This window comes from Pseudomonas sp. FW215-R2 (assembly GCF_058789255.1).
The window spans coordinates 46,028-68,189 of sequence record NZ_JBYTBO010000014.1; the positions used below are offsets into that span (position 1 = coordinate 46,028).

General features: G+C 60.1%; 22 protein-coding genes. 14 read left to right on the forward strand and 8 right to left on the reverse strand.

What is annotated here, in order from left to right; genetic code table 11:
• Window positions 1-118: 118 nt before the first annotated feature.
• Complete coding sequence (locus AC3WRD_RS19530; protein ID WP_096818458.1) at window positions 119-1,336, reverse strand: argininosuccinate synthase; 1,218 nt, start codon at window positions 1,334-1,336, stop codon at window positions 119-121.
• 129 nt (window positions 1,337-1,465) lie between these two features.
• Window positions 1,466-2,374: a flagellar protein MotY gene (locus AC3WRD_RS19535; protein WP_096818459.1), complete on the reverse strand. Its 909-nt coding sequence runs from the start codon at window positions 2,372-2,374 to the stop codon at window positions 1,466-1,468.
• A gap of 159 nt (window positions 2,375-2,533) precedes the next feature.
• Here AC3WRD_RS19535 and pyrC point away from each other — a divergent pair, with 159 nt between their 5' ends.
• A complete protein-coding gene (gene pyrC / locus AC3WRD_RS19540) occupies window positions 2,534-3,580 on the forward strand; it encodes a dihydroorotase (protein ID WP_095190451.1) in 1,047 nt (348 codons plus the stop codon).
• The gene (gene rnt, locus AC3WRD_RS19545) at window positions 3,577-4,251 is read left to right on the forward strand and encodes a ribonuclease T (protein ID WP_085709496.1); all 675 of its coding nucleotides are present in this window, start codon (window positions 3,577-3,579) and stop codon (window positions 4,249-4,251) included. The genes pyrC and rnt overlap by 4 nt, the downstream gene beginning before the upstream one ends.
• A gap of 74 nt (window positions 4,252-4,325) precedes the next feature.
• On the opposite strand, the gene AC3WRD_RS19550 is transcribed toward rnt, so the two are convergent.
• Complete coding sequence (locus AC3WRD_RS19550) at window positions 4,326-4,928, reverse strand: peroxiredoxin (RefSeq protein ID WP_003227723.1); 603 nt, start codon at window positions 4,926-4,928, stop codon at window positions 4,326-4,328.
• A gap of 291 nt (window positions 4,929-5,219) precedes the next feature.
• Here AC3WRD_RS19550 and AC3WRD_RS19555 point away from each other — a divergent pair, with 291 nt between their 5' ends.
• Together AC3WRD_RS19555 and bfr are read left to right on the forward strand one after the other, a co-directional pair.
• Window positions 5,220-5,438 (forward strand): bacterioferritin-associated ferredoxin, encoded by a 219-nt coding sequence (locus AC3WRD_RS19555; RefSeq protein ID WP_003227725.1) that lies wholly within the window; start codon window positions 5,220-5,222, stop codon window positions 5,436-5,438.
• A gap of 199 nt (window positions 5,439-5,637) precedes the next feature.
• The gene (gene bfr, locus AC3WRD_RS19560) at window positions 5,638-6,114 is read left to right on the forward strand and encodes a bacterioferritin (RefSeq protein WP_102620761.1); all 477 of its coding nucleotides are present in this window, start codon (window positions 5,638-5,640) and stop codon (window positions 6,112-6,114) included.
• Window positions 6,115-6,220: 106 nt separating this feature from the next.
• Here the strand turns inward: bfr and grxD are convergent, their stop codons facing one another.
• The 3 genes from grxD to plzR all read right to left on the reverse strand — a co-directional run bounded on the left by grxD (window position 6,221) and on the right by plzR (window position 9,190).
• A complete protein-coding gene (grxD, locus tag AC3WRD_RS19565; protein ID WP_003227729.1) occupies window positions 6,221-6,562 on the reverse strand; it encodes a Grx4 family monothiol glutaredoxin in 342 nt (113 codons plus the stop codon).
• A gap of 97 nt (window positions 6,563-6,659) precedes the next feature.
• Window positions 6,660-8,765: a molybdopterin oxidoreductase family protein gene (locus tag AC3WRD_RS19570; RefSeq protein WP_102620762.1), complete on the reverse strand. Its 2,106-nt coding sequence runs from the start codon at window positions 8,763-8,765 to the stop codon at window positions 6,660-6,662.
• A 134-nt stretch (window positions 8,766-8,899) separates the two neighbouring features.
• A complete protein-coding gene (gene plzR / locus AC3WRD_RS19575) occupies window positions 8,900-9,190 on the reverse strand; it encodes a PlzR type 4 pili assembly inhibitor (RefSeq protein ID WP_085730176.1) in 291 nt (96 codons plus the stop codon).
• 393 nt (window positions 9,191-9,583) lie between these two features.
• Here plzR and argF point away from each other — a divergent pair, with 393 nt between their 5' ends.
• Together argF and AC3WRD_RS19585 are read left to right on the forward strand one after the other, a co-directional pair.
• Window positions 9,584-10,504 (forward strand): ornithine carbamoyltransferase, encoded by a 921-nt coding sequence (gene argF / locus AC3WRD_RS19580; RefSeq protein WP_096818463.1) that lies wholly within the window; start codon window positions 9,584-9,586, stop codon window positions 10,502-10,504.
• Window positions 10,501-11,610, forward strand: coding sequence for an ABC transporter ATP-binding protein (locus AC3WRD_RS19585; RefSeq protein WP_102620763.1), 1,110 nt, complete (start codon window positions 10,501-10,503; stop codon window positions 11,608-11,610). The genes argF and AC3WRD_RS19585 overlap by 4 nt, the downstream gene beginning before the upstream one ends.
• A gap of 50 nt (window positions 11,611-11,660) precedes the next feature.
• Here AC3WRD_RS19585 and AC3WRD_RS19590 read toward each other — a convergent pair whose 3' ends face one another.
• Window positions 11,661-12,443 (reverse strand): PhzF family phenazine biosynthesis protein, encoded by a 783-nt coding sequence (locus tag AC3WRD_RS19590; RefSeq protein WP_102620764.1) that lies wholly within the window; start codon window positions 12,441-12,443, stop codon window positions 11,661-11,663.
• An 89-nt stretch (window positions 12,444-12,532) separates the two neighbouring features.
• Window positions 12,533-13,003, reverse strand: a complete 471-nt coding sequence (gene ybaK / locus AC3WRD_RS19595; protein ID WP_102620765.1) for a Cys-tRNA(Pro) deacylase — start codon at window positions 13,001-13,003, stop codon at window positions 12,533-12,535.
• A gap of 361 nt (window positions 13,004-13,364) precedes the next feature.
• On the opposite strand from ybaK, the gene AC3WRD_RS19600 reads away from it, so the two are divergent.
• The 8 genes from AC3WRD_RS19600 to AC3WRD_RS19635 all read left to right on the forward strand — a co-directional run bounded on the left by AC3WRD_RS19600 (window position 13,365) and on the right by AC3WRD_RS19635 (window position 22,108).
• Complete coding sequence (locus tag AC3WRD_RS19600) at window positions 13,365-14,216, forward strand: MIP/aquaporin family protein (protein WP_085730171.1); 852 nt, start codon at window positions 13,365-13,367, stop codon at window positions 14,214-14,216.
• Window positions 14,217-14,293: 77 nt separating this feature from the next.
• Complete coding sequence (gene glpK / locus AC3WRD_RS19605; protein WP_096818468.1) at window positions 14,294-15,796, forward strand: glycerol kinase GlpK; 1,503 nt, start codon at window positions 14,294-14,296, stop codon at window positions 15,794-15,796.
• A 95-nt stretch (window positions 15,797-15,891) separates the two neighbouring features.
• A complete protein-coding gene (locus tag AC3WRD_RS19610) occupies window positions 15,892-16,647 on the forward strand; it encodes a DeoR/GlpR family transcriptional regulator (RefSeq protein ID WP_007953179.1) in 756 nt (251 codons plus the stop codon).
• Between the two features lie 325 nt (window positions 16,648-16,972).
• Complete coding sequence (glpD, locus tag AC3WRD_RS19615) at window positions 16,973-18,508, forward strand: glycerol-3-phosphate dehydrogenase (RefSeq protein ID WP_102620766.1); 1,536 nt, start codon at window positions 16,973-16,975, stop codon at window positions 18,506-18,508.
• A 342-nt stretch (window positions 18,509-18,850) separates the two neighbouring features.
• Window positions 18,851-19,765 (forward strand): glutamate/aspartate ABC transporter substrate-binding protein, encoded by a 915-nt coding sequence (locus AC3WRD_RS19620; RefSeq protein WP_102620767.1) that lies wholly within the window; start codon window positions 18,851-18,853, stop codon window positions 19,763-19,765.
• Between the two features lie 194 nt (window positions 19,766-19,959).
• Window positions 19,960-20,706 (forward strand): amino acid ABC transporter permease, encoded by a 747-nt coding sequence (locus tag AC3WRD_RS19625; protein ID WP_102620768.1) that lies wholly within the window; start codon window positions 19,960-19,962, stop codon window positions 20,704-20,706.
• The gene (locus AC3WRD_RS19630) at window positions 20,706-21,377 is read left to right on the forward strand and encodes an amino acid ABC transporter permease (protein ID WP_102620769.1); all 672 of its coding nucleotides are present in this window, start codon (window positions 20,706-20,708) and stop codon (window positions 21,375-21,377) included. Before AC3WRD_RS19625 ends, AC3WRD_RS19630 begins: the two co-directional genes overlap by 1 nt.
• Window positions 21,374-22,108, forward strand: coding sequence for an amino acid ABC transporter ATP-binding protein (locus AC3WRD_RS19635; protein WP_102620770.1), 735 nt, complete (start codon window positions 21,374-21,376; stop codon window positions 22,106-22,108). Before AC3WRD_RS19630 ends, AC3WRD_RS19635 begins: the two co-directional genes overlap by 4 nt.
• Window positions 22,109-22,162 lie beyond the last annotated feature (54 nt).

The following is a 22,162-nucleotide window of genomic DNA, read 5'->3' on the forward strand; positions in this document are numbered from 1 at the left end:
GTACAACAGATGAGTTCGGGAACGCCGATCCACTACGATCAGGTAAACAGAAGGGTTTTGCAGCATAGCGGTCTTGTCAGAACGACAAGACCGCTATTTCACGTCTGGTCCGAAGGACTCAGAACAGCTTGCGGCCTTTGTTGGCAGCAATGCGCATACGCAGCGCGTTGAGCTTGATGAAGCCCGCCGCGTCGGCCTGGTTGTAGGCGCCGCCGTCTTCTTCGAAGGTCGCGATGTTGGCGTCGAACAGCGAATCGTCGGACTTGCGGCCGGTCACGATCACGTTGCCCTTGTACAGCTTCAGGCGCACGACGCCATTCACGTTGACCTGGGAGGCGTCGATCATCTGTTGCAGCATCAGACGCTCCGGGCTCCACCAGTAACCGGTGTAGATCAGGCTGGCGTACTTCGGCATCAGCTCGTCTTTCAAGTGAGCGACTTCGCGGTCCAGGGTGATCGACTCGATGGCGCGGTGAGCGCGCAGCATGATGGTGCCGCCCGGGGTTTCGTAGCAGCCACGGGACTTCATGCCGACATAACGGTTCTCGACGATGTCGAGACGGCCGATGCCGTGTTGGCCACCGATCTTGTTCAGGGTCGCCAGTACGGTGGCCGGAGTCATTTCGACGCCGTCCAGAGCGACGATGTCGCCGTTGCGGTAGGTCAGTTCCAGGTATTGCGGCTTGTCAGGTGCGTTCTCCGGGGAGACAGTCCAGCGCCACATGTCTTCTTCGTGCTCGGTCCAGGTGTCTTCCAGCACGCCGCCTTCATAGGAGATGTGCAGCAGGTTGGCATCCATCGAGTACGGGGATTTTTTCTTGCCGTGGCGCTCGATCGGGATCGCGTGCTTCTCGGCGTAGTCCATCAGTTTCTCGCGGGACAGCAGGTCCCACTCGCGCCAAGGGGCAATCACTTTTACGCCTGGCTTGAGCGCGTAGGCACCCAGTTCGAAACGGACCTGGTCGTTGCCCTTGCCGGTTGCGCCGTGGGAAATGGCGTCGGCGCCGGTTTCGTTGGCGATTTCGATCAGACGCTTGGCAATCAGCGGACGCGCGATGGAAGTACCCAGCAGGTACTCGCCTTCGTAAACGGTGTTGGCACGGAACATCGGGAACACGAAGTCACGCACGAATTCTTCGCGCAGGTCGTCGATGTAGATTTCTTTGACGCCCATGGCCTGAGCCTTGGCGCGAGCCGGTTCGACCTCTTCGCCCTGACCCAGGTCAGCGGTGAAGGTCACGACTTCACAGTTATAAGTATCCTGCAGCCACTTGAGGATCACCGAAGTGTCCAGGCCGCCGGAATACGCCAGAACGACCTTGTTTACGTCCGCCATGCCATCACTCCACGGGGTTCTACGGAAAGCCGAGGAGTCTACCGCTCAAACGCGATAATTTACAGAGGCGCGACAGCTTAAGACGACAAAGCGACAGAATCTGTCGAGAGGGCGACGATGACCGGCGGGTCAGGACGTCGCCGCAGCGTTGGCCGGTGTGCTGGCCTGAGGCGCAGGAGCGGTAGTCGGTGCCACCCGCGCAAGGTGCACGTTGACCCGACGGTTCTTGGCCCGGTTGGCGGCATTGGTGTTTGGCACCAACGGGTAACGTTCACCATGGAAGCGCACGGTGATCTGCGATTCCTGGATACCGTTGGCCTTGAAGAAGTCGACCACCGCCAGAGCGCGCCGGCGCGACAGTTCGCGGTTGGTCAGGCGATTGCCGCTGTTGTCGGAGTGGCCGTCGAGCTCGATGTGGTTGACCGTCGGATCGGCCTTCATATATTCGAGCATGACTTGCAGCTTGGCCTTGGCGGCGGCGTCCAGTTCGATGCCTTCGCCGGGGAAACCGATCTGCGATTGCTTGACCTGCTCGAAATTCTGCGGGAGCAGTTTCGCCACGCAGGCCTGATAGTCGTTGAACGCCTTGCTGAACTTGACCGGCAACAGACGCACTTCCGACACACGGCCATCGCCCGATGCATGGCGCACCACGGGGCTGCGTCCGTCCATCAGGCCGCTGATCAACTGTCCGGCCTGCGCCTGAGAACTGTTGAAGAGGATATTGCCACTGCCGATCCTGACCGTGCCCAGATTGATATCGCCACGGCCCGGCTGCCAGGGCGCCGCTGCCGCCATCAAGGTCGCCGAACCGCCGCCGAGCATGGCGTTGTAGGCGTTCAGGCGGAAAGTCGCCTGCTCGCCGGCCTTGCGCACGAACTGGCCCGAGCCGAAATCGGTGATCGGCTGCGTCAGGCGGCATTCGAACTTGTCGCCCTCGACCGTCCACTCAATGTTCTCCAGACGGGTCTGGTAGGTCAGCGCCATCGCCGGAAGGCTGGCAAACACACTGAGCAAGGCTAAATAACGCTGGCGCACGGGAGGCTCCATTGGCTTCTACAACAAAAAGACCGATACATACATGTTTACGGCATACCTATGGGATATCGGACGCTCGTCGCAAAACTTGATAGCGAGTGCCTGCAAGAGTCTTTTCCGGTAGCATTCGCCTCAGTTTGACCCGCCTGGAATCCCCTCATGTCCGACCGCCTGACCCTGCTGCGTCCCGACGACTGGCACATTCATCTTCGCGATGGTGCCGTGTTGACCAATACCGTTGCAGATGTTGCGCGCACCTTTGGTCGCGCGATCATCATGCCTAACCTGGTACCTCCGGTGCGCAACGCCGCTGAAGCCGACGGCTATCGCCAGCGGATTCTCGCTGCCCGCCCGGCCGGCAGTCGTTTCGAGCCGTTGATGGTGCTGTACCTCACCGACCGTACCCAGCCCGAAGAAATTCGTGAAGCCAAGGCCAGCGGTTTTGTCCACGCGGCCAAGTTGTACCCGGCCGGCGCCACCACCAACTCCGATTCCGGGGTCACCAGCATCGACAAGATCTTCCCGGCGCTGGAAGCCATGGCCGAAGTCGGCATGCCGCTGTTGATCCACGGTGAAGTCACCCGTGGCGACGTTGACGTGTTCGACCGCGAGAAAATCTTCATCGACGAGCACATGCGTCGTGTGGTCGAGCGTTTCCCGACGCTCAAGGTCGTGTTCGAACACATCACCACCGGCGACGCCGTGCAGTTCGTCAACGAGGCTTCGGCCAACGTTGGCGCGACGATCACCGCGCATCACCTGCTCTACAACCGCAACCACATGCTGGTAGGCGGAATCCGGCCGCACTTCTATTGCCTGCCGATCCTCAAGCGCAATACCCACCAGGAAGCCCTGCTCGACGCCGCCACCAGCGGCAGCGCGAAGTTCTTCCTCGGCACCGACTCGGCGCCGCACGCCCAGCACGCCAAGGAAGCCGCCTGCGGCTGCGCCGGCTGCTACACCGCGTACGCCGCCATCGAGTTGTATGCCGAAGCCTTTGAACAGCGCAATGCGCTGGACAAGCTCGAAGCCTTCGCCAGTCTCAACGGCCCGCGTTTCTACGGCCTGCCGGCGAACACCGATCGCATTACCCTGGTCCGTGAAGAATGGACCGCCCCGACCAGCCTGCCCTTCGGCGAGCTGACCGTTATCCCGCTGCGCGCCGGTGAAAAACTGCGCTGGCGCCTGCTGGAGGAACACGCGTGAGTGAAGACCATTTCGACGACGAACTGGACGGTCAAGGTGGCGGCGGTTCACGCCATCCAATGGCAGCACGCTTTCGCGGCTACCTGCCGGTTGTCGTCGACGTAGAGACCGGTGGTTTCAACTCGGCCACCGACGCATTGCTGGAGATTGCCGCGACCACCATCGCCATGGATGAAAAGGGTTTCGTTTACCCGGACCACACCTACTTCTTCCGTGTCGAGCCATTCGAAGGCGCCAACATCGAAGCGGCCGCGCTGGAGTTCACCGGGATCAAGCTCGATCACCCGTTGCGCATGGCGGTCAGCGAAGAGACGGCCCTGACCGATATCTTCCGTGGCGTGCGCAAGGCCTTGAAGGCCAACGGTTGCAAACGGGCGATCCTGGTCGGCCACAACAGCAGCTTCGACCTGGGCTTCCTCAACGCCGCCGTCGCGCGGCTGGACATGAAGCGCAACCCGTTCCATCCGTTCTCCAGCTTCGACACCGCAACCCTCGCGGGTCTGGCGTACGGTCAGACCGTGCTGGCCAAGGCCTGTCAGGCAGCCGACATCGATTTCGATGGCCGTGAAGCGCACTCCGCGCGTTACGACACCGAAAAGACGGCCGAGCTGTTCTGCGGCATCGTCAACCGCTGGAAACAGATGGGCGGCTGGGAAGACTTCGACGACTGAGGGTCGTCGGATTAAATCCCGCGCATGAAAAAACCGGCTCAAGAGCCGGTTTTTTTGTACCTCGACGTTGCGCCTTACAGGGCAGCAGCGTTCTCGGTCAGGTAAGCCGCAACGCCTTCTGGTGAAGCGTTCATGCCTTTGTCGCCTTTTTTCCAGTTGGCAGGGCAGACTTCGCCGTGCTCTTCGTGGAATTGCAGAGCGTCGACCAGACGGATCAGCTCTTCCATGTTACGGCCCAGCGGCAGGTCGTTGATGATCTGCGAGCGGACAACGCCTTTGTCGTCGATCAGGAACGCGCCACGGAAAGCCACGCCGCCTTCGGATTCAACGTCGTAGGCCTTGGCGATGTCGTGCTTCATGTCGGCAGCCATGGTGTATTTCACCTGGCCGATGCCGCCATTGTTGACCGGGGTGTTGCGCCAGGCGTTGTGGGTGAAGTGCGAGTCGATCGACACAGCGATCACTTCTACGTTGCGCGCCTTGAAGTCGGCCATGCGGTTGTCCAGAGCGATCAGCTCGGACGGGCAGACGAAGGTGAAGTCCAGCGGGTAGAAGAACACCAGGCCGTATTTGCCTTTGATGGCCGAGGACAGGGTGAAGCTGTCAACGATCTCGCCATTGCCGAGTACGGCCGGGACGGTGAAGTCAGGGGCTTGTTTGCCTACGAGTACGCTCATTGATATCTCCTGGTGTAGAAACTTGAAGTTCAGGGTTCGCGCCAGCCTGCCACCCTCAGGCGACAGCCCTGTGACACGAACCCCCTTCGCAAGGGCCGACCATCATACACTGCGTTTTTCGACTGTCCTTAACGGTTTTTCGCGAAATCCCGGCTGGCATTCAGCCATGCACCACCGTTCGTCAGTCACAGTCGTTGGCGATGAAAACCGTTGGGAAAGCACTTTGACAATCATTCTCGTTAACATTAAGATCCATCGCAATTGAGCCACAACCAGCGACGGTTCTCACTTATGTATGTTTGCCTCTGCACTGGCGTCACCGACGGACAGATCCGCGAAGCGATCTATGAAGGTTGCTGCAGCTATAAAGAAGTCCGTCAGGCCACCGGCGTAGCCAGCCAATGCGGCAAATGTGCCTGCCTCGCGAAGGAAGTGGTACGCGAAACCCTGACCAAGCTGCAAACCGCCCAGGCCGCGATCCCCTACCCTGTAGAATTTACTGCCGCGTAATTGCACCCATTTCAAAGAACCGGACTTATGTCCGGTTTTTTTATGCCTGAAAATCAATTGCTTAGCGACTAGACGCGGAACACAAACATTCTTATTCCGATTAATTTTCATATATTATTCAATAACTTAGGTTTGACACTTATAAGTACCAAGCTCAAACTCCGCCTTATATACCGCTACTTAGGGCAGGACTCCCATCATGAAAGGCGACGTAACAGTCATCCAGCATCTCAACAAGATCCTTGCCAATGAGCTGGTCGCGATCAATCAGTACTTCCTGCATGCGCGCATGTATGAAGATTGGGGCCTGAACAAGCTCGGCAAGCACGAGTACAAAGAATCCATCGACGAGATGAAGCACGCGGACAAGCTGATCAAGCGCATCCTGTTCCTCGAAGGCCTGCCGAACGTGCAGGACCTGGGCAAGCTGCACATCGGCGAGCACACCAAGGAAATGCTGGAGTGCGACCTGCGTATCGAGCGCACCGGCCATGCCGATCTGAAGGCCGCCATCGCTCATTGCGAATCGGTTGGTGACTTCGGCAGCCGCGAACTGCTTGAAGACATTCTCGAATCCGAAGAAGAACACATCGACTGGCTGGAAACCCAACTGGGCCTGATCGATAAAGTCGGTCTTGAGAACTATCTGCAATCGCAGATGGGCGAAGACGAGTAATTAGCGAGCGCTAAACTCGAGACACTAAAAAGCCCCGCCCTCTTTCGAGAGGCGGGGCTTTTTATTACCCGGACTTCAGACTCGCCGAAATCCGGGCAGAAACCAATCAGGCTTCGGACTTGGCCGCAGCAGCCTTGGCGGATGCTTCCTTGACCAGAGTCTGCAGCTCACCGTTGGCGAACATTTCAGCCATGATGTCGCTGCCGCCGACCAGTTCACCGCCTACCCACAACTGCGGGAAAGTCGGCCAGTTGGCGTACTTCGGCAGGTTGGCACGGATTTCCGGGTTCTGCAGGATGTCGACGTAGGCGAACTTCTCGCCACAGCCCATCACAGCCTGCGCAGCTTTCGCGGAGAAGCCACACTGCGGGGCATTCGGCGAGCCTTTCATGTAAAGCAGAATGGTGTTGTTGGCAATCTGCTCTTTAATCGTTTCGATGATATCCATGGAGCACCTCGGCTGAACTTTCCGACTCATGGGTCGGCACGGTGGCGCATTGTAACGGAATCCCGAGCGCCCTGCTCGGTCTCCCCGACAGACATGCTCAAGCCGCCGCCACCGTCACCGGCACGCCATTGAGCGCCGCGTTGCCCGAGAGCTCGTCGAGCTGGCACTCATCGGTCAGGTCGTTGGCGCTGGAGCCCGGCTGGCCGCTGGCAATCGCCATCTGCACGCCCGGGCGCGCATGGCCCCAACCGTGTGGCAGGCTGACCACGCCCGGCATCATGTCCGCACTGCCCAGCACTTCAACCTCGATCTGTCCGACCCGCGAGCTTACGCGCACAAGCTGGCCATCGCTGAGCCCGCGACTGGCGAGATCCTCCGGGTTCATCAGCAACTGATGACGCGGCTTGCCCTTCACCAGTCGATGATAGTTGTGCATCCACGAGTTGTTGCTGCGCACATGGCGACGGCCGATCATCAACAGCTCATCGGCAGCCGGCGCCTGCAATGCGGAAAAGCGCGCAAGGTCGGCAAGAATTTCCGGCGGTGCCGCCTGGACTCGTTGATTGGCGGTCTTCAATCGCGGTGTCAGGTTGGGTTTCAGCGCCCCCAGATCCACGCCGTGCGGATGATCGAACAGCGTCGCCAGCGACAACTTGTGTTCGGATGCATCGCCATACAGGCCCATGCGCAGACCCATGTCGATCATCTTCGCCGGCGGCATCGTCGGTTTCAGTTCCTTGTCGGTCTTCGCCGCAAAGGCCTTGGCCAGGCCGACGAAGATCTCCCAGTCATGCAGCGCGCCCACGGGTTTGGCGAGGATCGCCCGGTTGAAACGGGTAACGTTGCGCACCGCGAACAGATTGAACGTGGTGTCGTAGTGATCGTTTTCCAGCGCTGAGGTGGACGGCAGGATCAGGTCGGCATAACGGGTGGTTTCGTTGATATAGAGGTCGACACTGACCATGAACTCCAACCCGTCCAGCGCCTGCTCCAGTTGCCGGCCGTTGGGCGTCGACAGCACCGGATTGCCGGCCACGGTGATCAGCGCACGAATCTGGCCCTCGCCTTCGGTGAGCATTTCTTCGGCCAGCGCCGAAACCGGCAGCTCGCCGCCGTACTCGGGACGGCCCGAGACACGGCTCTGCCATTTGTTGAAGTGCCCGCCCGAAGTGGACGCCACCAGATCCACTGCCGGCTCGGTGCACAGTGCACCACCCACGCGGTCGAGGTTGCCGGTCACCAGATTGATCAGTTGCACGACCCAATGGCACAGCGTGCCGAAAGCCTGGGTGGAAACGCCCATGCGACCGTAGCAGACGGCGCTTGGCGCCGCGGCGAAGTCCCGGGCCAATTGGCGGATCTGTTCGGCAGGAACGGCGCACAGCAGGCTCATGGCCTCGGCCGTGAACGCCGCCACCGCTGCGCGAACCTCGTCCAGACCGTCCACCGGCAAATGGCTTTCCGTTGTCAGGCCCTCGCTGAACAGCGTGTTGAGCACACCAAACAGCAACGCCGCATCGCCACCGGGACGCACGAACAGGTGCTGATCGGCCATCGCTGCCGTCTCGCTACGCCGCGGATCGACCACCACCACTTTACCGCCTCGAGCCTGAATCGCCTTCAGACGCTTTTCCACGTCCGGCACGGTCATGATGCTGCCGTTGGAGGCCAGCGGGTTGCCGCCCAGTATCAGCATGAAATCGGTGTGATCGATATCCGGGATCGGCAGCAGCAAGCCGTGGCCGTACATCAGGTAGCTGGTCAGGTGATGCGGCAATTGGTCGACCGAGGTTGCCGAATAGCGATTACGGGTTTTCAGCAGGCCGAGGAAATAATTGCTGTGAGTCATCAACCCGTAGTTATGCACGCTGGGATTGCCCTGATACACGGCAACCGAGTTCTGCCCATGACGCGCCTGAATCGCCGACAGCTTTTCAGCCACCAGCTCAAAAGCCTCTTCCCACCCGATCGGCAACCATTCACTGCCGACCCGGCGCATGGGTTGACGCAGGCGATCCGGATCGTTCTGGATATCTTGCAACGCCACAGCCTTGGGGCAGATGTGCCCGCGACTGAAGGTGTCCAGTGCGTCACCCTTGATCGAGGTGATCTGCACCTGGCCGTCGGTTTCAGTGGTTTCGATGCTCAGGCCGCAGATGGCTTCGCACAGGTGGCAGGCACGGTGGTGGAGAGTCTTGGTCATGGCCAGTCTCTGTCTTGTTCTGGGCAGGCAATAACGCCTGCGGGAACAAAACTATGGCGCGTGGCCGGGCGCGGCGCCAGCGACGTTCGTCTTGTGAATCGACGACCATCAGGCGAGCCGATAGCCCGACGCAATCAACTGGAGGGTAACTGGGGCGGCGCTGCCAGCTGGATTTCCTGGATGGTTTCGATCTGCTCGTGGGCGACGTGCACCCCGGTGAGTTCGCCGATCAGTCGCCAGTGCTCGTCGAGCCCGGTGCTGATGGTGGCCATGCGATCGATCATGTGGCGGCCGGCCGTCTTGACCACTTCGTCTTCACTGCGCAGCAGTTCGAAGGACAATGAGGTGACCGAAGCGGTCAGATGAGTCAGTGAGCGAGCCGTGTGGCCCAGCAATTCCATTAACAGTTTTTCTTTCGATTCCATGCGGAGGCTTCCTGCGTCGCTCGTGAGTTATTTATAACCCAGCACTTTGCTTTAGCAAATGTTTCAGGTCTGACATCCGACCAGCGAATCCATGGCTGGCCGGTCGCAAACCGACCAGGCCTGCTCCATCCCCGCCCCGCCTGATTGCCAAGCCCTGCGGCGCCAGTGTACAAAGGGTTGGAAATCCGGCTTCAAACCAGCGCTTCGTGTGACCTCGTCACCCCCGCACAATCCGCAAAAATCGTAGCCTATTGGAAAAACGCGACATTTAGTGTCAATATCGCGCCTCCCCCTATTTCGTCGCCCCGTGCGGCTTACGCCGCAGGTCTCGCCCGTTGTTCCGATAAACAAGGCTTTGAGCATCTGCGGTTTGTAGCAAAAAGGTAGTCAATGATGAGCGCAAGGCACTTTCTCTCCCTGATGGATTGCACGCCCGAAGAGCTGGTCAGCGTGATCCGTCGAGGCGTTGAGCTCAAGGACCTGCGTAACCGCGGCGTACTGTTCGAGCCTCTGAAAAACCGCGTCCTGGGGATGATCTTCGAGAAATCCTCGACCCGCACCCGGATCTCCTTCGAGGCCGGCATGATCCAGCTCGGTGGCCAGGCGATCTTCCTTTCGCCCCGCGACACCCAACTGGGCCGTGGCGAGCCCATCGGCGACTGCGCCATCGTCATGTCGAGCATGCTCGATGCGGTGATGATCCGTACCTTTGCCCACAGCACCCTGACCGAATTTGCCGCCAACTCCCGCGTGCCGGTGATCAACGGCCTGTCCGATGACCTGCACCCGTGCCAGTTGCTGGCCGACATGCAGACGTTCCTCGAACACCGTGGCTCGATCCAGGGCAAGACCGTGGCCTGGATCGGCGACGGCAACAACATGTGCAACAGCTATATAGAAGCGGCGATCCAGTTCGACTTCCAGTTGCGCGTCGCCTGCCCCGAAGGCTATGAGCCAAACCCTGAATTCCTGGCCAAGGCCGGTGATCGCGTGACCATCGTCCGCGATCCGAAGGACGCCGTGCGCGGCGCGCATCTGGTGAGCACCGACGTCTGGACCTCCATGGGCCAGGAAGAGGAAACCGCCAAGCGCCTCAAGCTGTTCGCGCCGTTCCAGGTCACCCGCGCCCTGCTCGACCTGGCCGCCGAGGACGTGCTGTTCCTGCACTGCCTGCCCGCCCACCGCGGCGAAGAAATCAGCCTCGACCTGCTTGATGACCCGCGCTCCGTCGCCTGGGATCAGGCAGAAAACCGTCTCCACGCACAGAAGGCCCTGCTCGAGTTCCTCGTCGAACCGGCATATCACCACGCATGAGCCATGAATTACTGCTGAACCTGCGCAACCTCGCTTGCGGCTATCAAGATCAACGTGTGGTGCAGAACCTCAATCTGCACCTCAACGCCGGCGACATCGGTTGCCTGCTCGGCTCTTCGGGCTGCGGCAAGACCACCACCCTGCGCGCCATTGCCGGTTTCGAACCGGTGCACGAAGGGGAAATCCAGCTGGGCGGTGAAGTGATCTCCAGCGCCGGTTTCACCCTCGCCCCGGAGAAACGCCGGATCGGCATGGTGTTCCAGGACTACGCGCTGTTCCCGCACCTGAGTGTCGCGGACAACATCGCCTTCGGCATTCGCAAGCACCCGAACAAGGAGCGCGTCACCGAAGAGCTGCTGGAACTGGTCAACCTGAAGAACCTCGGCAAGCGCTTCCCGCACGAACTGTCCGGCGGGCAGCAACAACGTGTCGCCCTCGCCCGCGCCCTGGCGCCGGAGCCACAACTGCTGCTGCTCGACGAACCGTTCTCGAACCTCGACGGCGAGCTGCGACGCAAGCTCAGCCATGAAGTGCGCGACATCCTCAAGGCCCGTGGCACCAGTGCGATTCTGGTGACTCACGACCAGGAAGAAGCCTTTGCCGTCAGCGATCACGTCGGTGTGTTCAAGGAAGGCCGGCTGGAGCAGTGGGATACGCCCTACAACCTCTATCACGAACCGGCGACGCCGTTTGTTGCCAGCTTCATTGGCCAGGGTTACTTCATTCGCGGCCAGCTCGGCAGCCCGGAATCGGTGCACACCGAACTCGGTGAACTGCGCGGCAATCGCGCCTACACCTGGCCGATCGGCGGTGCGGTGGATGTGTTGCTGCGTCCGGATGACATTGTTTATGCACCGGACAGCGGGTTGAAAGCACGGATCGTCGGCAAGACCTTCCTCGGCGCCTCGACCCTGTATCGCCTGCAACTGCCAACCGGCGCGCAACTGGAGTCGATCTTCCCGAGCCACGCAGACCATCAGGTCGGTGCGGATGTAGGGATTCGCGTGGCGGCGGAGCATCTGGTGTTGTTCCAGGCATCCGGCAGCACGGCTGCGCAGATCCCGGCGGTGGAAAACGGTGTTCGCCGGTACAGCACCGCACACTGATCTACACAAAAACAAAGAGGGAGCCTGATGGCTCCCTCTTTTTTTTGGCTTCAACCCAGCATCAAGGTGCCGCTGGCCACCAGCGTCGCATTTCCGCCGATCTTCACCCGCTCGCCTTCCAGCCGACAGAACAACTCCCCGCCCCGCGCCGAACGCTGGCACGCGGTCAGGCTCGATTTGCCCAGACGTTTTGACCAATACGGAATCAGGCTGCAATGGGTCGAGCCGGTCACCGGGTCTTCATTGATACCGATGGCCGGAGCGAAGTAGCGCGAGACGAAATCATGCTGGTTACCCCGGGCCGTGACGATGGCGCCGAGCCAAGGCAGTTTGGCCAGGGCGACCATGTCCGGCGTGCAATCGAGCACCGCCTGCTCCGATTCCAGCACCACAAACAGCTCGTTGGAACCGAGCACGTCCACGGCTTCGACGCCCAGCGCCCGCTCGACATCCAGCGTCACACCGATTTCCGACGGCACGATCGAAGGGAAATCCAGCCACAAACGACCATCTTCGCGACTGACACTCAACGGCCCGGACTTGCAGGTGAAATCCAGACGCTCGGCCGTTTCCTTATAGATCTCGAACAATACATACGCGCTGGCCAGCGTCGCGTGACCGCACAATGGCACCTCGGTGGTCGGCGTGAACCAGCGGATATGCCAGGCCTGGCCTTCGCGCACCAGAAACGCAGTTTCCGCCAGGTTGTGCTCGGCGGCGATCTTCTGCATCAAGTCGTCCGCGAGCCAGGCGTCGAGCCGATAGACCATCGCCGGGTTGCCACTGAACGGCCGATCACTGAAGGCGTCGACCTGATGAAACTCGAGCTGCATAACGTTCTCCCTGAATTCGTCAACGGAGCATGCCGCTACGGCTCGTTCATCGCCAGTGACAGAACCGGCCAATTTTCTTCATACAGAACTCAGGGGCGACCAATGTCGGCGAACTTCGCCTGTGTGTGCTCGGCCAGAACGGCGGGCGCCAGTTCCACTTCCAGTCCACGTCGCCCGGCACTGACATAAATGGTCGCAAAAGCCTGGGCGGAATTATCGATGAAGGTACGCAGGCGCTTTTTCTGCCCCAGCGGACTGATGCCGCCCAACAGGTAACCGGTGGAACGCTGCGCAGCGGCCGGGTCGGCCATCTCCACTTTTTTCACGCCGGCGGCGTGGGCCAGCCCCTTGAGGTCGAGGCTTCCGACGACCGGCACCACCGCCACCAGCAATTCACCTTTTTCGCTGGCCGCCAGCAGCGTCTTGAACACCTGCGCCGGCTCCAGGCCCAGTTTTTCCGCGGCCTCCAGCCCGTAGGACGCCGCCTTGGGGTCATGTTCGTAACTGTGCACGCGATGTTCGGCACGAACTTTTTTCAACAAGTCCAACGCAGGGGTCATGGCAGCTCCGGGCTCGGCAGTGGCAAAAAATCCTGCGCCGGATTCTAGGCCATCGCCATACAAAAGGCTCTACCACGCGCCACGTTTCCCGGGGTTTGCAGGCCGATAACAGGATCGTCAGGCCAGTGACCCGCAGGATCATTCACACGACTGATAGTTTATTTGTGACTGACGGTTCACTTTCGACCTTTGACAGCTTTGTTTCTTGTCTATATTTTTTCGAATCTGAATAATGTAAGAATTATCGTCACCGCAGCACCCAGCAGTAAACCGGGAACAGGATGGGGATCCTGCCCTGGCGAAAATCGCGCCTTGCCCTGTCGGCAAACGCGCCAGACAACAACAAAAACCGAGGTTTTCAATGACAACTGCGTTACAGCAACCATCGCTCTCGAGCCAGTGCCTGGCCGAGTTTCTGGGTACTGCACTTCTGATCTTTTTCGGTACGGGCTGCGTCGCCGCGCTCAAGGTCGCGGGCGCGAGCTTCGGCCTGTGGGAAATCAGCATCATCTGGGGCGTTGGCGTGAGCATGGCGATCTACCTCACCGCCGGGGTTTCCGGTGCGCACCTGAACCCTGCCGTCAGTATCGCCCTGAGCATTTTCGCCGACTTCGAAAAGCGCAAACTGCCGTTCTACATCCTCGCTCAGGTCGCCGGCGCCTTCTGCGGCGCGCTGTTGGTTTACACGCTGTACAGCAACCTGTTCTTCGATTTCGAACAAACTCACCACATGGTTCGTGGCTCGGCCGCCAGCCTGGAACTGGCGTCGGTGTTCTCCACCTTCCCGAACCCTGCGCTGTCGACTGCCCAGGCGTTCCTGGTCGAGGTGATCATCACGGCGATCCTGATGGGCGTGATCATGTCCCTGACCGACGACAACAACGGCCTGCCGAAAGGCCCGCTGGCACCACTGCTGATCGGCTTGTTGATTGCCGTGATCGGCAGCTCGATGGGCCCGCTGACCGGCTTCGCGATGAACCCGGCCCGTGACTTCGGTCCGAAACTGATGACTTTCTTCGCGGGCTGGGGTGAAATTTCCTTCACCGGCGCACGTGAAATCCCGTACTTCCTGATTCCGATTTTTGCACCGATTGTCGGTGCCTGCCTCGGCGCTGCCGGGTATCGCGGGCTGATTGCCCGTCACCTGACCGGCGCCACACCTGCTACAAAGGATGCAGAACCGGCCATTGACGGCAAACCAAGAACTTCTTGAAACAGTCGGCGCAGGTTCCTGCCCATTCGAACCTGCGCCACGGCCCACTCTCCCTTATTTCGTCCAAGGCAATCGACATGACCGACATTCAGAATAAGAACTACATCATTGCCCTCGATCAGGGTACGACCAGCTCCCGCGCGATCATTTTCGACCGCGATGCGAACGTGGTCTGCACCGCGCAGCGCGAATTCGCCCAGCATTACCCGCAAGCCGGCTGGGTCGAACATGACCCGATGGAAATCTTCGCCACCCAGAGCGCCGTGATGGTCGAAGCGCTGGCCCAGGCCGGTCTGCATCACGACCAGGTGGCCGCCATCGGCATCACCAACCAGCGTGAAACCACCGTGGTCTGGGACAAGACCACCGGCCGCCCGGTCTACAACGCGATCGTCTGGCAATGCCGCCGCAGCACCGAGATCTGCCAGCAGCTCAAGCGCGACGGCCACGAAGAATATATCCGTGACACCACGGGCCTGGTCACCGACCCGTACTTCTCCGGCACCAAACTGAAGTGGATCCTCGACAACGTCGAAGGCAGCCGCGAACGTGCGCGCAACGGCGAACTGCTGTTCGGCACCGTCGACAGCTGGCTGATCTGGAAATTCACCGGCGGCAAGGTCCACGTCACCGACTACACCAACGCCTCGCGCACCATGCTCTTCAACATCCACACACTTGAGTGGGACGCGAAGATGCTGGAGATTCTCGACATCCCGCGCGAAATGCTGCCGGAAGTCAAAGCCTCCTCGGAAATCTACGGTCGTACCAAGAGCGGCATCGCCATCGGTGGTATCGCCGGCGACCAGCAGGCTGCGCTGTTCGGCCAGATGTGCGTGGAGCCCGGCCAGGCGAAAAACACCTACGGCACCGGCTGCTTCCTGCTGATGAACACCGGCGACAAAGCGGTGAAGTCCCAGCACGGCATGCTCACCACCATCGCCTGCGGCCCGCGCGGCGAAGTGGCTTACGCGCTGGAAGGCGCTGTGTTCAACGGCGGTTCGACCGTGCAGTGGCTGCGCGATGAACTGAAAATCATCAACGACGCTCACGACACCGAATACTTCGCCAATAAAGTGAAGGACAGCAACGGCGTTTATCTGGTGCCAGCCTTCACCGGCCTCGGCGCTCCGTACTGGGACCCGTATGCCCGTGGCGCCCTGTTCGGCCTGACTCGCGGCGTGCGTGTGGATCACATCATTCGCGCTGCGCTGGAATCGATTGCCTACCAGACCCGCGACGTACTCGACGCCATGCAACAGGACTCCGGCGAACGCCTCAAGGCCCTGCGCGTGGACGGCGGCGCAGTGGCGAACAACTTCCTCATGCAGTTCCAGGCCGACATCCTCGGCACTCAGGTCGAGCGCCCGCAAATGCGCGAAACCACAGCACTCGGTGCCGCTTACCTGGCCGGTCTGGCGTGCGGTTTCTGGGGCAGCCTGGAAGAACTGCGCGGCAAGGCAGTGATCGAACGCGAATTCGAACCGAGCCTGGACGAAGCGGCAAAAGAGAAGCTGTATAAAGGCTGGAAAAAAGCCGTCAGCCGTACCCGTGACTGGGAACGTGAAGACGCCGAATAAGCCACGAACCGGACTCGTATCCGTATGTAACTGGTAGGGAGCGGATTCCTGCGGCATCATGGGCAAATTTTGCACGGCAGCCCAAAGGAAGCCCCATGAATCTGCCTCCCCGTCAGCAGCAAATCCTCGAGCTGGTCCGCGAACGCGGCTATGTGAGCATCGAGGAAATGGCCACGCTGTTCGTTGTTACCCCGCAAACCATCCGCCGCGACATCAATCAACTGGCGGAAGCCAATCTGCTGCGTCGTTACCACGGCGGCGCTGCCTATGATTCCAGCGTCGAAAACACCGCCTATGCGATGCGCGCCGATCAGATGCGCGATGAAAAACAACGCATCGGCGAAGCCATCGCCGCACAGATTCCCGATCACGCCTCGCTGTTCATCAACATCGGCACCACCACCGAATCCATCGCCCGCGCCCTGCTCAATCACAGCCACCTGAAAATCATCACCAACAACCTTCACGTCGCCTCGATGCTCAGCGCCAAGGATGATTTCGATGTGCTGCTCACCGGCGGCAATGTCCGTCGCGACGGCGGCGTGGTGGGTCAGGCGAGCGTGGATTTCATCAATCAGTTCAAGGTCGACTTTGCGCTGGTGGGCATCAGCGGCATCGACGAAGACGGCAGCCTGCTCGACTTCGATTACCAGGAAGTGCGGGTGTCCCAGGCAATCATCGCCAATGCCCGCCAGGTGATCCTCGCGGCGGACTCCAGCAAGTTCGGCCGTAACGCGATGATCCGCCTCGGCCCGATCAGCCTGATCGATTGCCTGGTCACCGACCAGCAGCCGGTGCCAGCCCTGGCGCAACTGCTGAGCCAGCACAAGATTCGCCTGGAAGTCGTTTAACCCCCCCTCCTTTTATTTCTCGTTCCCACGCTCCGCGTGGGAACGCAGCCCGGGACGCTCCGCGTCCCCTCCCAAGCGCTGACGCAGAGCGTCAATGTATGCATTCCCACGCAGACGGTTCGACGCCTCGACGTGGGAACGATCAATCGCTCGCGTAGGGCGATCCGCCCGCGAATGTTCGAATATTTTCCTTTCTCCGCCCTTCGATGAGTTTTTTCAATCGAAGTCGGCTGGCTGTGCGCGTCTTTATGGGCTACCATTTTCGCAAATGAACATTCATGTTCGATTTCCAAGACAGAAAATCAAAAGAGCCCGAGGCCAGCCGATGTCCACATCTACCTTGCGTACGCCCCCTATCTCCGAGATCTACGATATCGCCGTCATCGGCGGCGGGATCAATGGCGTGGGGATCGCAGCGGATGCCGCCGGTCGCGGTCTTTCGGTGTTCCTTTGCGAAAAGGACGACCTGGCCAGCCACACCTCGTCGGCCAGCAGCAAGCTGATCCACGGTGGCCTGCGCTACCTCGAACATTATGAATTCCGCCTGGTACGCGAAGCCCTGGCCGAGCGCGAAGTGCTGCTGGCCAAGGCCCCGCACATCGTCAAGCCGATGCGTTTCGTACTGCCACACCGTCCGCACCTGCGTCCGGCGTGGATGATCCGTGCCGGCCTGTTCCTCTACGACAACCTCGGCAAGCGCGAAAAACTCGCCGGTTCCAAGAGCCTGAAGTTCGGCGCCGACAGCGCGCTGAAAAGCGAAATCACCAAAGGCTTCGAATACTCCGACTGCTGGGTCGATGACGCCCGCCTCGTCGTGCTGAACGCCATGGCCGCCCGTGAGAAAGGCGCGCATGTCCACACCCAGACCCGTTGCGTCAGCGCCCGCCGGGCCAAAGGCCTGTGGCACCTGAACCTGGAACGCGCCGATGGCAGCCTGTTTTCGATCACCGCCAAGGCACTGGTGAACGCCGCCGGCCCATGGGTCGCCAAGTTCATCCGTGACGACCTGAAGATGGAATCGCCGTACGGCATCCGCCTGATCCAGGGCAGCCATGTCATCGTGCCGAAACTGTACGAAGGCGATCACGCGCACATCCTGCAGAACGAAGATCAGCGCATCGTTTTCACCATTCCGTACCTGAACCACTTCACCCTGATCGGCACCACCGACCGCGAATACACCGGCGATCCGGCCAAAGTAGCGATCACCGACGGCGAAACCGATTACCTGCTCAAAGTGGTCAACGCCCACTTCAAGAAGCAGATCAGTCGCGAAGACATCCTGCACAGCTACTCGGGCGTGCGCCCACTGTGCAACGACGAATCCGACAATCCTTCGGCCGTGACCCGCGACTACACCCTGGCGCTGTCCGGCAGCACCGAAGAAGCGCCGCTGCTGTCGGTGTTCGGCGGCAAGCTGACCACCTACCGCAAACTCGCCGAGTCGGCGATGGCGCAACTGATGCCGTTCTTTACGCAGATGCGTCCGAGCTGGACCGCCAGCGCCACCCTGCCGGGCGGCGAAGACATGACCACGCCGCAGGCCCTGAGCGCGCTGATCCGCGACAAGTTCGACTTCGTGCCGACCGAAATTGCCCGCCGCTGGGCCACCACCTACGGCAGCCGCACCTGGCGCATGCTGGAAGGCGTCGACACCCTCGCCGACATGGGCGAGCACATCGGCGGCGGTCTCTACACCCGTGAAGTCGATTACCTGTGCAGCGAAGAATGGGCCTCCACCGCGCACGACATCCTGTGGCGCCGCAGCAAACTGGGGCTGTTCACCACCCCGGCCGAGCAGGAAAAACTCGCGGCGTACCTGAACAAGGTCGAGCAGAACCGCAAGATCGAAGCGGCCTGATCGATCCGCCCGTAAAACAAAAAGCCCCTGAATCGAGAGATTCAGGGGCTTTTTGCATCCCGGCTGAAACATGGGATGACGAATGCCGTTCGGTTTTCCGAACGCGACCTGTCAGTCGATTCGGATAACCGGATCAGAAACGCAGAAAAACACCATCACAAAACCTTAATCATCAAATAAATCAATAAGTTAACTTGTAGCAACTGGTCTGGCACGAGTCATGCTCTACACTCCTTCGACGAATGCCTGTTGCGCCAACACAGCAGGAGCCGTCAGGCATTCGAAGCACAAAAGGGCCCGCTCAACCGGCTCCATAAAAAAAACAATGTCGAGGAAAATTTGATGCGCATCGTTCCCCATATCCTGGGCGCAGCCATTGCTGCCGCTCTGATCAGCACACCAGTTTTCGCTGCCGAGCTCACCGGCACCCTTAAGAAGATCAAAGAGTCCAACACCATCACCCTGGGGCACCGCGACGCCTCCATTCCGTTTTCCTACATCGCTGACGCCTCCGGCAAACCGGTCGGCTACTCCCACGATATCCAGCTGGCCATCGTCGAAGCGATCAAGAAAGACCTGGACCTGCCAAACCTGCAGGTCAAATACAACCTCGTGACCTCGCAGACCCGTATCCCGCTGGTGCAGAACGGCACCGTGGACGTCGAGTGCGGCTCCACCACCAACAACGTCGAGCGTCAGCAGCAGGTCGACTTCTCCGTCGGCATCTTCGAGATCGGTACCCGTCTGCTGTCCAAGGCCGGTTCGCAGTACAAGGATTTCGACGATTTGAAAGGCAAGAACGTCGTGACCACCGCCGGCACCACCTCCGAGCGTATCCTCAAGGCGATGAACGCCGACAAGCAGATGGGCATGAACGTCATCTCTGCCAAAGACCACGGCGAATCCTTCCAGATGCTGGAATCGGGTCGTGCCGTTGCGTTCATGATGGACGACGCGCTGCTGGCAGGCGAAGCCGCCAAGGCCAAGAAAGCCACCGACTGGGCCGTAACCGGCACTCCGCAGTCCTATGAAATCTACGGCTGCATGGTCCGCAAGGGCGACGAGCCGTTCAAAAAGGCTGTGGATGACGCCATCAAGGCGACCTACGCATCGGGCGAGATCAACAAGATCTACACCAAGTGGTTCATGTCGCCGATTCCGCCAAAAGGCCTGAACCTGAACTTCCCGATGAGCGACGAGCTCAAGGCCCTGATCGCCAACCCGACCGACAAAGCGGCTGACGACAAGAAGTCCTGATTTCTGACTAACCTTGTTCCCTGAGGAGGCGCCTGCCTTCTCGGGGAATGGTCACTCCCTGCTGGCACTTTTTGGAAACACTCGAACCGGTGGCTGTCGAGCCGATCGCGTGTGCCTGACCGTCAGGATCAGGCCGGGAACGGAGCTTCCCCAGGCGGGCACTTGTACATCGATCGAATCGAGGGGAGACCCTAATGAATTACAACTGGGACTGGGGCGTGTTCTTCAAGTCCACCGGCGTGGGCAGCGAGACTTATCTCGACTGGTTCATTTCCGGTCTGGGCTGGACCATCGCCATCGCCATCGTGGCCTGGATCATCGCCCTGCTGCTGGGCTCGCTGCTGGGCATCATGCGCACCGTGCCGAACCGCATCGTATCGGGCATCGCGACCTGCTACGTCGAACTGTTCCGTAACGTACCGCTGCTGGTTCAGCTGTTCATCTGGTACTTCCTGGTGCCGGACCTGCTGCCGCCGGACCTGCAGGAGTGGTACAAGCAGGACCTGAACCCGACCACCTCGGCCTACCTGAGCGTTGTCGTGTGCCTGGGCCTGTTCACCGCCGCCCGTGTCTGCGAACAGGTTCGCACCGGTATCCAGGCGCTGCCACGTGGCCAGGAATCCGCCGCCCGCGCCATGGGTTTCAAGCTGCCGCAGATCTACTGGAACGTGCTGCTGCCCCAGGCCTACCGGATCATCATTCCACCGCTCACCTCGGAATTTTTGAACGTGTTCAAGAACTCCTCCGTGGCGTCCCTGATCGGTCTGATGGAACTGCTGGCGCAAACCAAACAGACCGCCGAGTTCTCGGCCAACCTGTTTGAAGCCTTCACCCTGGCGACCCTGATCTATTTCACCCTGAACATGAGCCTGATGCTGCTGATGCGCATGGTCGAGAAGAAAGTCTCCGTGCCCGGCCTGATCTCCGTGGGGGGTAAATAATGGACTTCGATTTCAGTGGCATCGTCCCGGCCATTCCCGGCCTGTGGAACGGCATGCTGATGACCCTCAAGCTGATGGCGATGGGCGTTGTCGGCGGGATCATTCTCGGCACCCTACTCGCGCTGTGCCGTCTGTCCCATAACAAACTGCTGTCGAACATTGCCGGCGCCTACGTCAACTATTTCCGCTCGATCCCGCTGCTGCTGGTCATCACCTGGTTCTACCTGGCGGTGCCGTTCGTGCTGCGCTGGATCACCGGCGAAGACACCCCGATCGGCGCGTTCACCTCGTGCATCGTGGCCTTCATGATGTTCGAAGCGGCGTACTTCTGCGAAATCGTCCGTGCCGGCGTGCAGTCGATTCCGAAAGGCCAGATGGGTGCCGCACAGGCACTGGGCATGAGCTACGGCCAGATGATGCGCCTGATCATCCTGCCCCAGGCGTTCCGCAAGATGACCCCGCTGCTACTGCAGCAGAGCATCATCCTGTTCCAGGACACCTCGCTGGTCTACACCGTGGGCCTGGTGGACTTCCTCAACGCCTCGCGCGCCAGTGGCGACATCATTGGCCGCTCGAATGAGTTCCTGATCTTCGCAGGTCTCGTGTACTTCACCATCAGCTTTGCCGCCTCGGTGCTGGTCAAGCGTCTGCAAAAAAGGTTCGCCGTATGATCTCTATCAAGAACATCAACAAGTGGTATGGGGACTTCCAGGTGCTGACCGATTGCAGCACCGAGGTCAAAAAGGGTGAAGTGATCGTGGTCTGCGGTCCGTCCGGTTCGGGCAAGTCGACCCTGATCAAGTGCGTCAACGCGCTGGAGCCGTTCCAGAAAGGCGACATCGTGGTCGACGGCACGTCGATTGCCGACCCGAAGACCAACCTGCCGAAACTGCGTTCGCGCGTCGGCATGGTGTTCCAGCATTTCGAACTGTTCCCGCACCTGACCATCACCGAAAACCTGACCATCGCGCAGATCAAGGTGCTGGGCCGCAGCAAGGAAGAGGCGACCAAGAAAGGTCTGCAACTGCTTGATCGCGTCGGTCTGGCTGCCCATGCCCACAAGCACCCGGGCCAACTGTCCGGCGGTCAACAACAGCGTGTGGCGATTGCCCGTGCGCTGGCGATGGACCCGATCGTCATGCTGTTCGACGAACCGACCTCGGCGCTGGACCCGGAAATGGTCAACGAAGTGCTCGACGTGATGGTGCAACTGGCTCACGAAGGCATGACCATGATGTGCGTGACCCACGAAATGGGCTTCGCCCGCAAAGTGGCCGACCGGGTGATCTTCATGGATGCCGGCAAGATCATCGAAGACTGCAAGAAAGAAGAGTTCTTCGGCGACATCAGCCAACGCTCCGAACGCGCGCAGCATTTCCTCGAGAAAATCCTGCAGCACTAAAAACCTGCCGGACTCCCCGACAGCAACTGTCGGGGAATCCGGGTGGTTGACCCA

Bases quoted from the DNA above. Each gene is read 5' to 3' on its own strand.
- AC3WRD_RS19530 (WP_096818458.1), bottom strand. From the start codon at position 1,336: ATGGCGGACGTAAACAAGGTCGTTCTGGCGTATTCCGGCGGCCTGGAC.
- pyrC (WP_095190451.1), top strand. From the start codon at position 2,534: ATGTCCGACCGCCTGACCCTGCTGCGTCCCGACGACTGGCACATTCAT.
- AC3WRD_RS19550 (WP_003227723.1), bottom strand. From the start codon at position 4,928: ATGAGCGTACTCGTAGGCAAACAAGCCCCTGACTTCACCGTCCCGGCC.
- AC3WRD_RS19555 (WP_003227725.1), top strand. From the start codon at position 5,220: ATGTATGTTTGCCTCTGCACTGGCGTCACCGACGGACAGATCCGCGAA.
- bfr (WP_102620761.1), top strand. From the start codon at position 5,638: ATGAAAGGCGACGTAACAGTCATCCAGCATCTCAACAAGATCCTTGCC.
- grxD (WP_003227729.1), bottom strand. From the start codon at position 6,562: ATGGATATCATCGAAACGATTAAAGAGCAGATTGCCAACAACACCATT.
- AC3WRD_RS19570 (WP_102620762.1), bottom strand. From the start codon at position 8,765: ATGACCAAGACTCTCCACCACCGTGCCTGCCACCTGTGCGAAGCCATC.
- plzR (WP_085730176.1), bottom strand. From the start codon at position 9,190: ATGGAATCGAAAGAAAAACTGTTAATGGAATTGCTGGGCCACACGGCT.
- argF (WP_096818463.1), top strand. From the start codon at position 9,584: ATGAGCGCAAGGCACTTTCTCTCCCTGATGGATTGCACGCCCGAAGAG.
- AC3WRD_RS19585 (WP_102620763.1), top strand. From the start codon at position 10,501: ATGAGCCATGAATTACTGCTGAACCTGCGCAACCTCGCTTGCGGCTAT.
- AC3WRD_RS19590 (WP_102620764.1), bottom strand. From the start codon at position 12,443: ATGCAGCTCGAGTTTCATCAGGTCGACGCCTTCAGTGATCGGCCGTTC.
- ybaK (WP_102620765.1), bottom strand. From the start codon at position 13,003: ATGACCCCTGCGTTGGACTTGTTGAAAAAAGTTCGTGCCGAACATCGC.
- AC3WRD_RS19600 (WP_085730171.1), top strand. From the start codon at position 13,365: ATGACAACTGCGTTACAGCAACCATCGCTCTCGAGCCAGTGCCTGGCC.
- glpK (WP_096818468.1), top strand. From the start codon at position 14,294: ATGACCGACATTCAGAATAAGAACTACATCATTGCCCTCGATCAGGGT.
- AC3WRD_RS19610 (WP_007953179.1), top strand. From the start codon at position 15,892: ATGAATCTGCCTCCCCGTCAGCAGCAAATCCTCGAGCTGGTCCGCGAA.
- glpD (WP_102620766.1), top strand. From the start codon at position 16,973: ATGTCCACATCTACCTTGCGTACGCCCCCTATCTCCGAGATCTACGAT.
- AC3WRD_RS19620 (WP_102620767.1), top strand. From the start codon at position 18,851: ATGCGCATCGTTCCCCATATCCTGGGCGCAGCCATTGCTGCCGCTCTG.
- AC3WRD_RS19625 (WP_102620768.1), top strand. From the start codon at position 19,960: ATGAATTACAACTGGGACTGGGGCGTGTTCTTCAAGTCCACCGGCGTG.
- AC3WRD_RS19630 (WP_102620769.1), top strand. From the start codon at position 20,706: ATGGACTTCGATTTCAGTGGCATCGTCCCGGCCATTCCCGGCCTGTGG.
- AC3WRD_RS19635 (WP_102620770.1), top strand. From the start codon at position 21,374: ATGATCTCTATCAAGAACATCAACAAGTGGTATGGGGACTTCCAGGTG.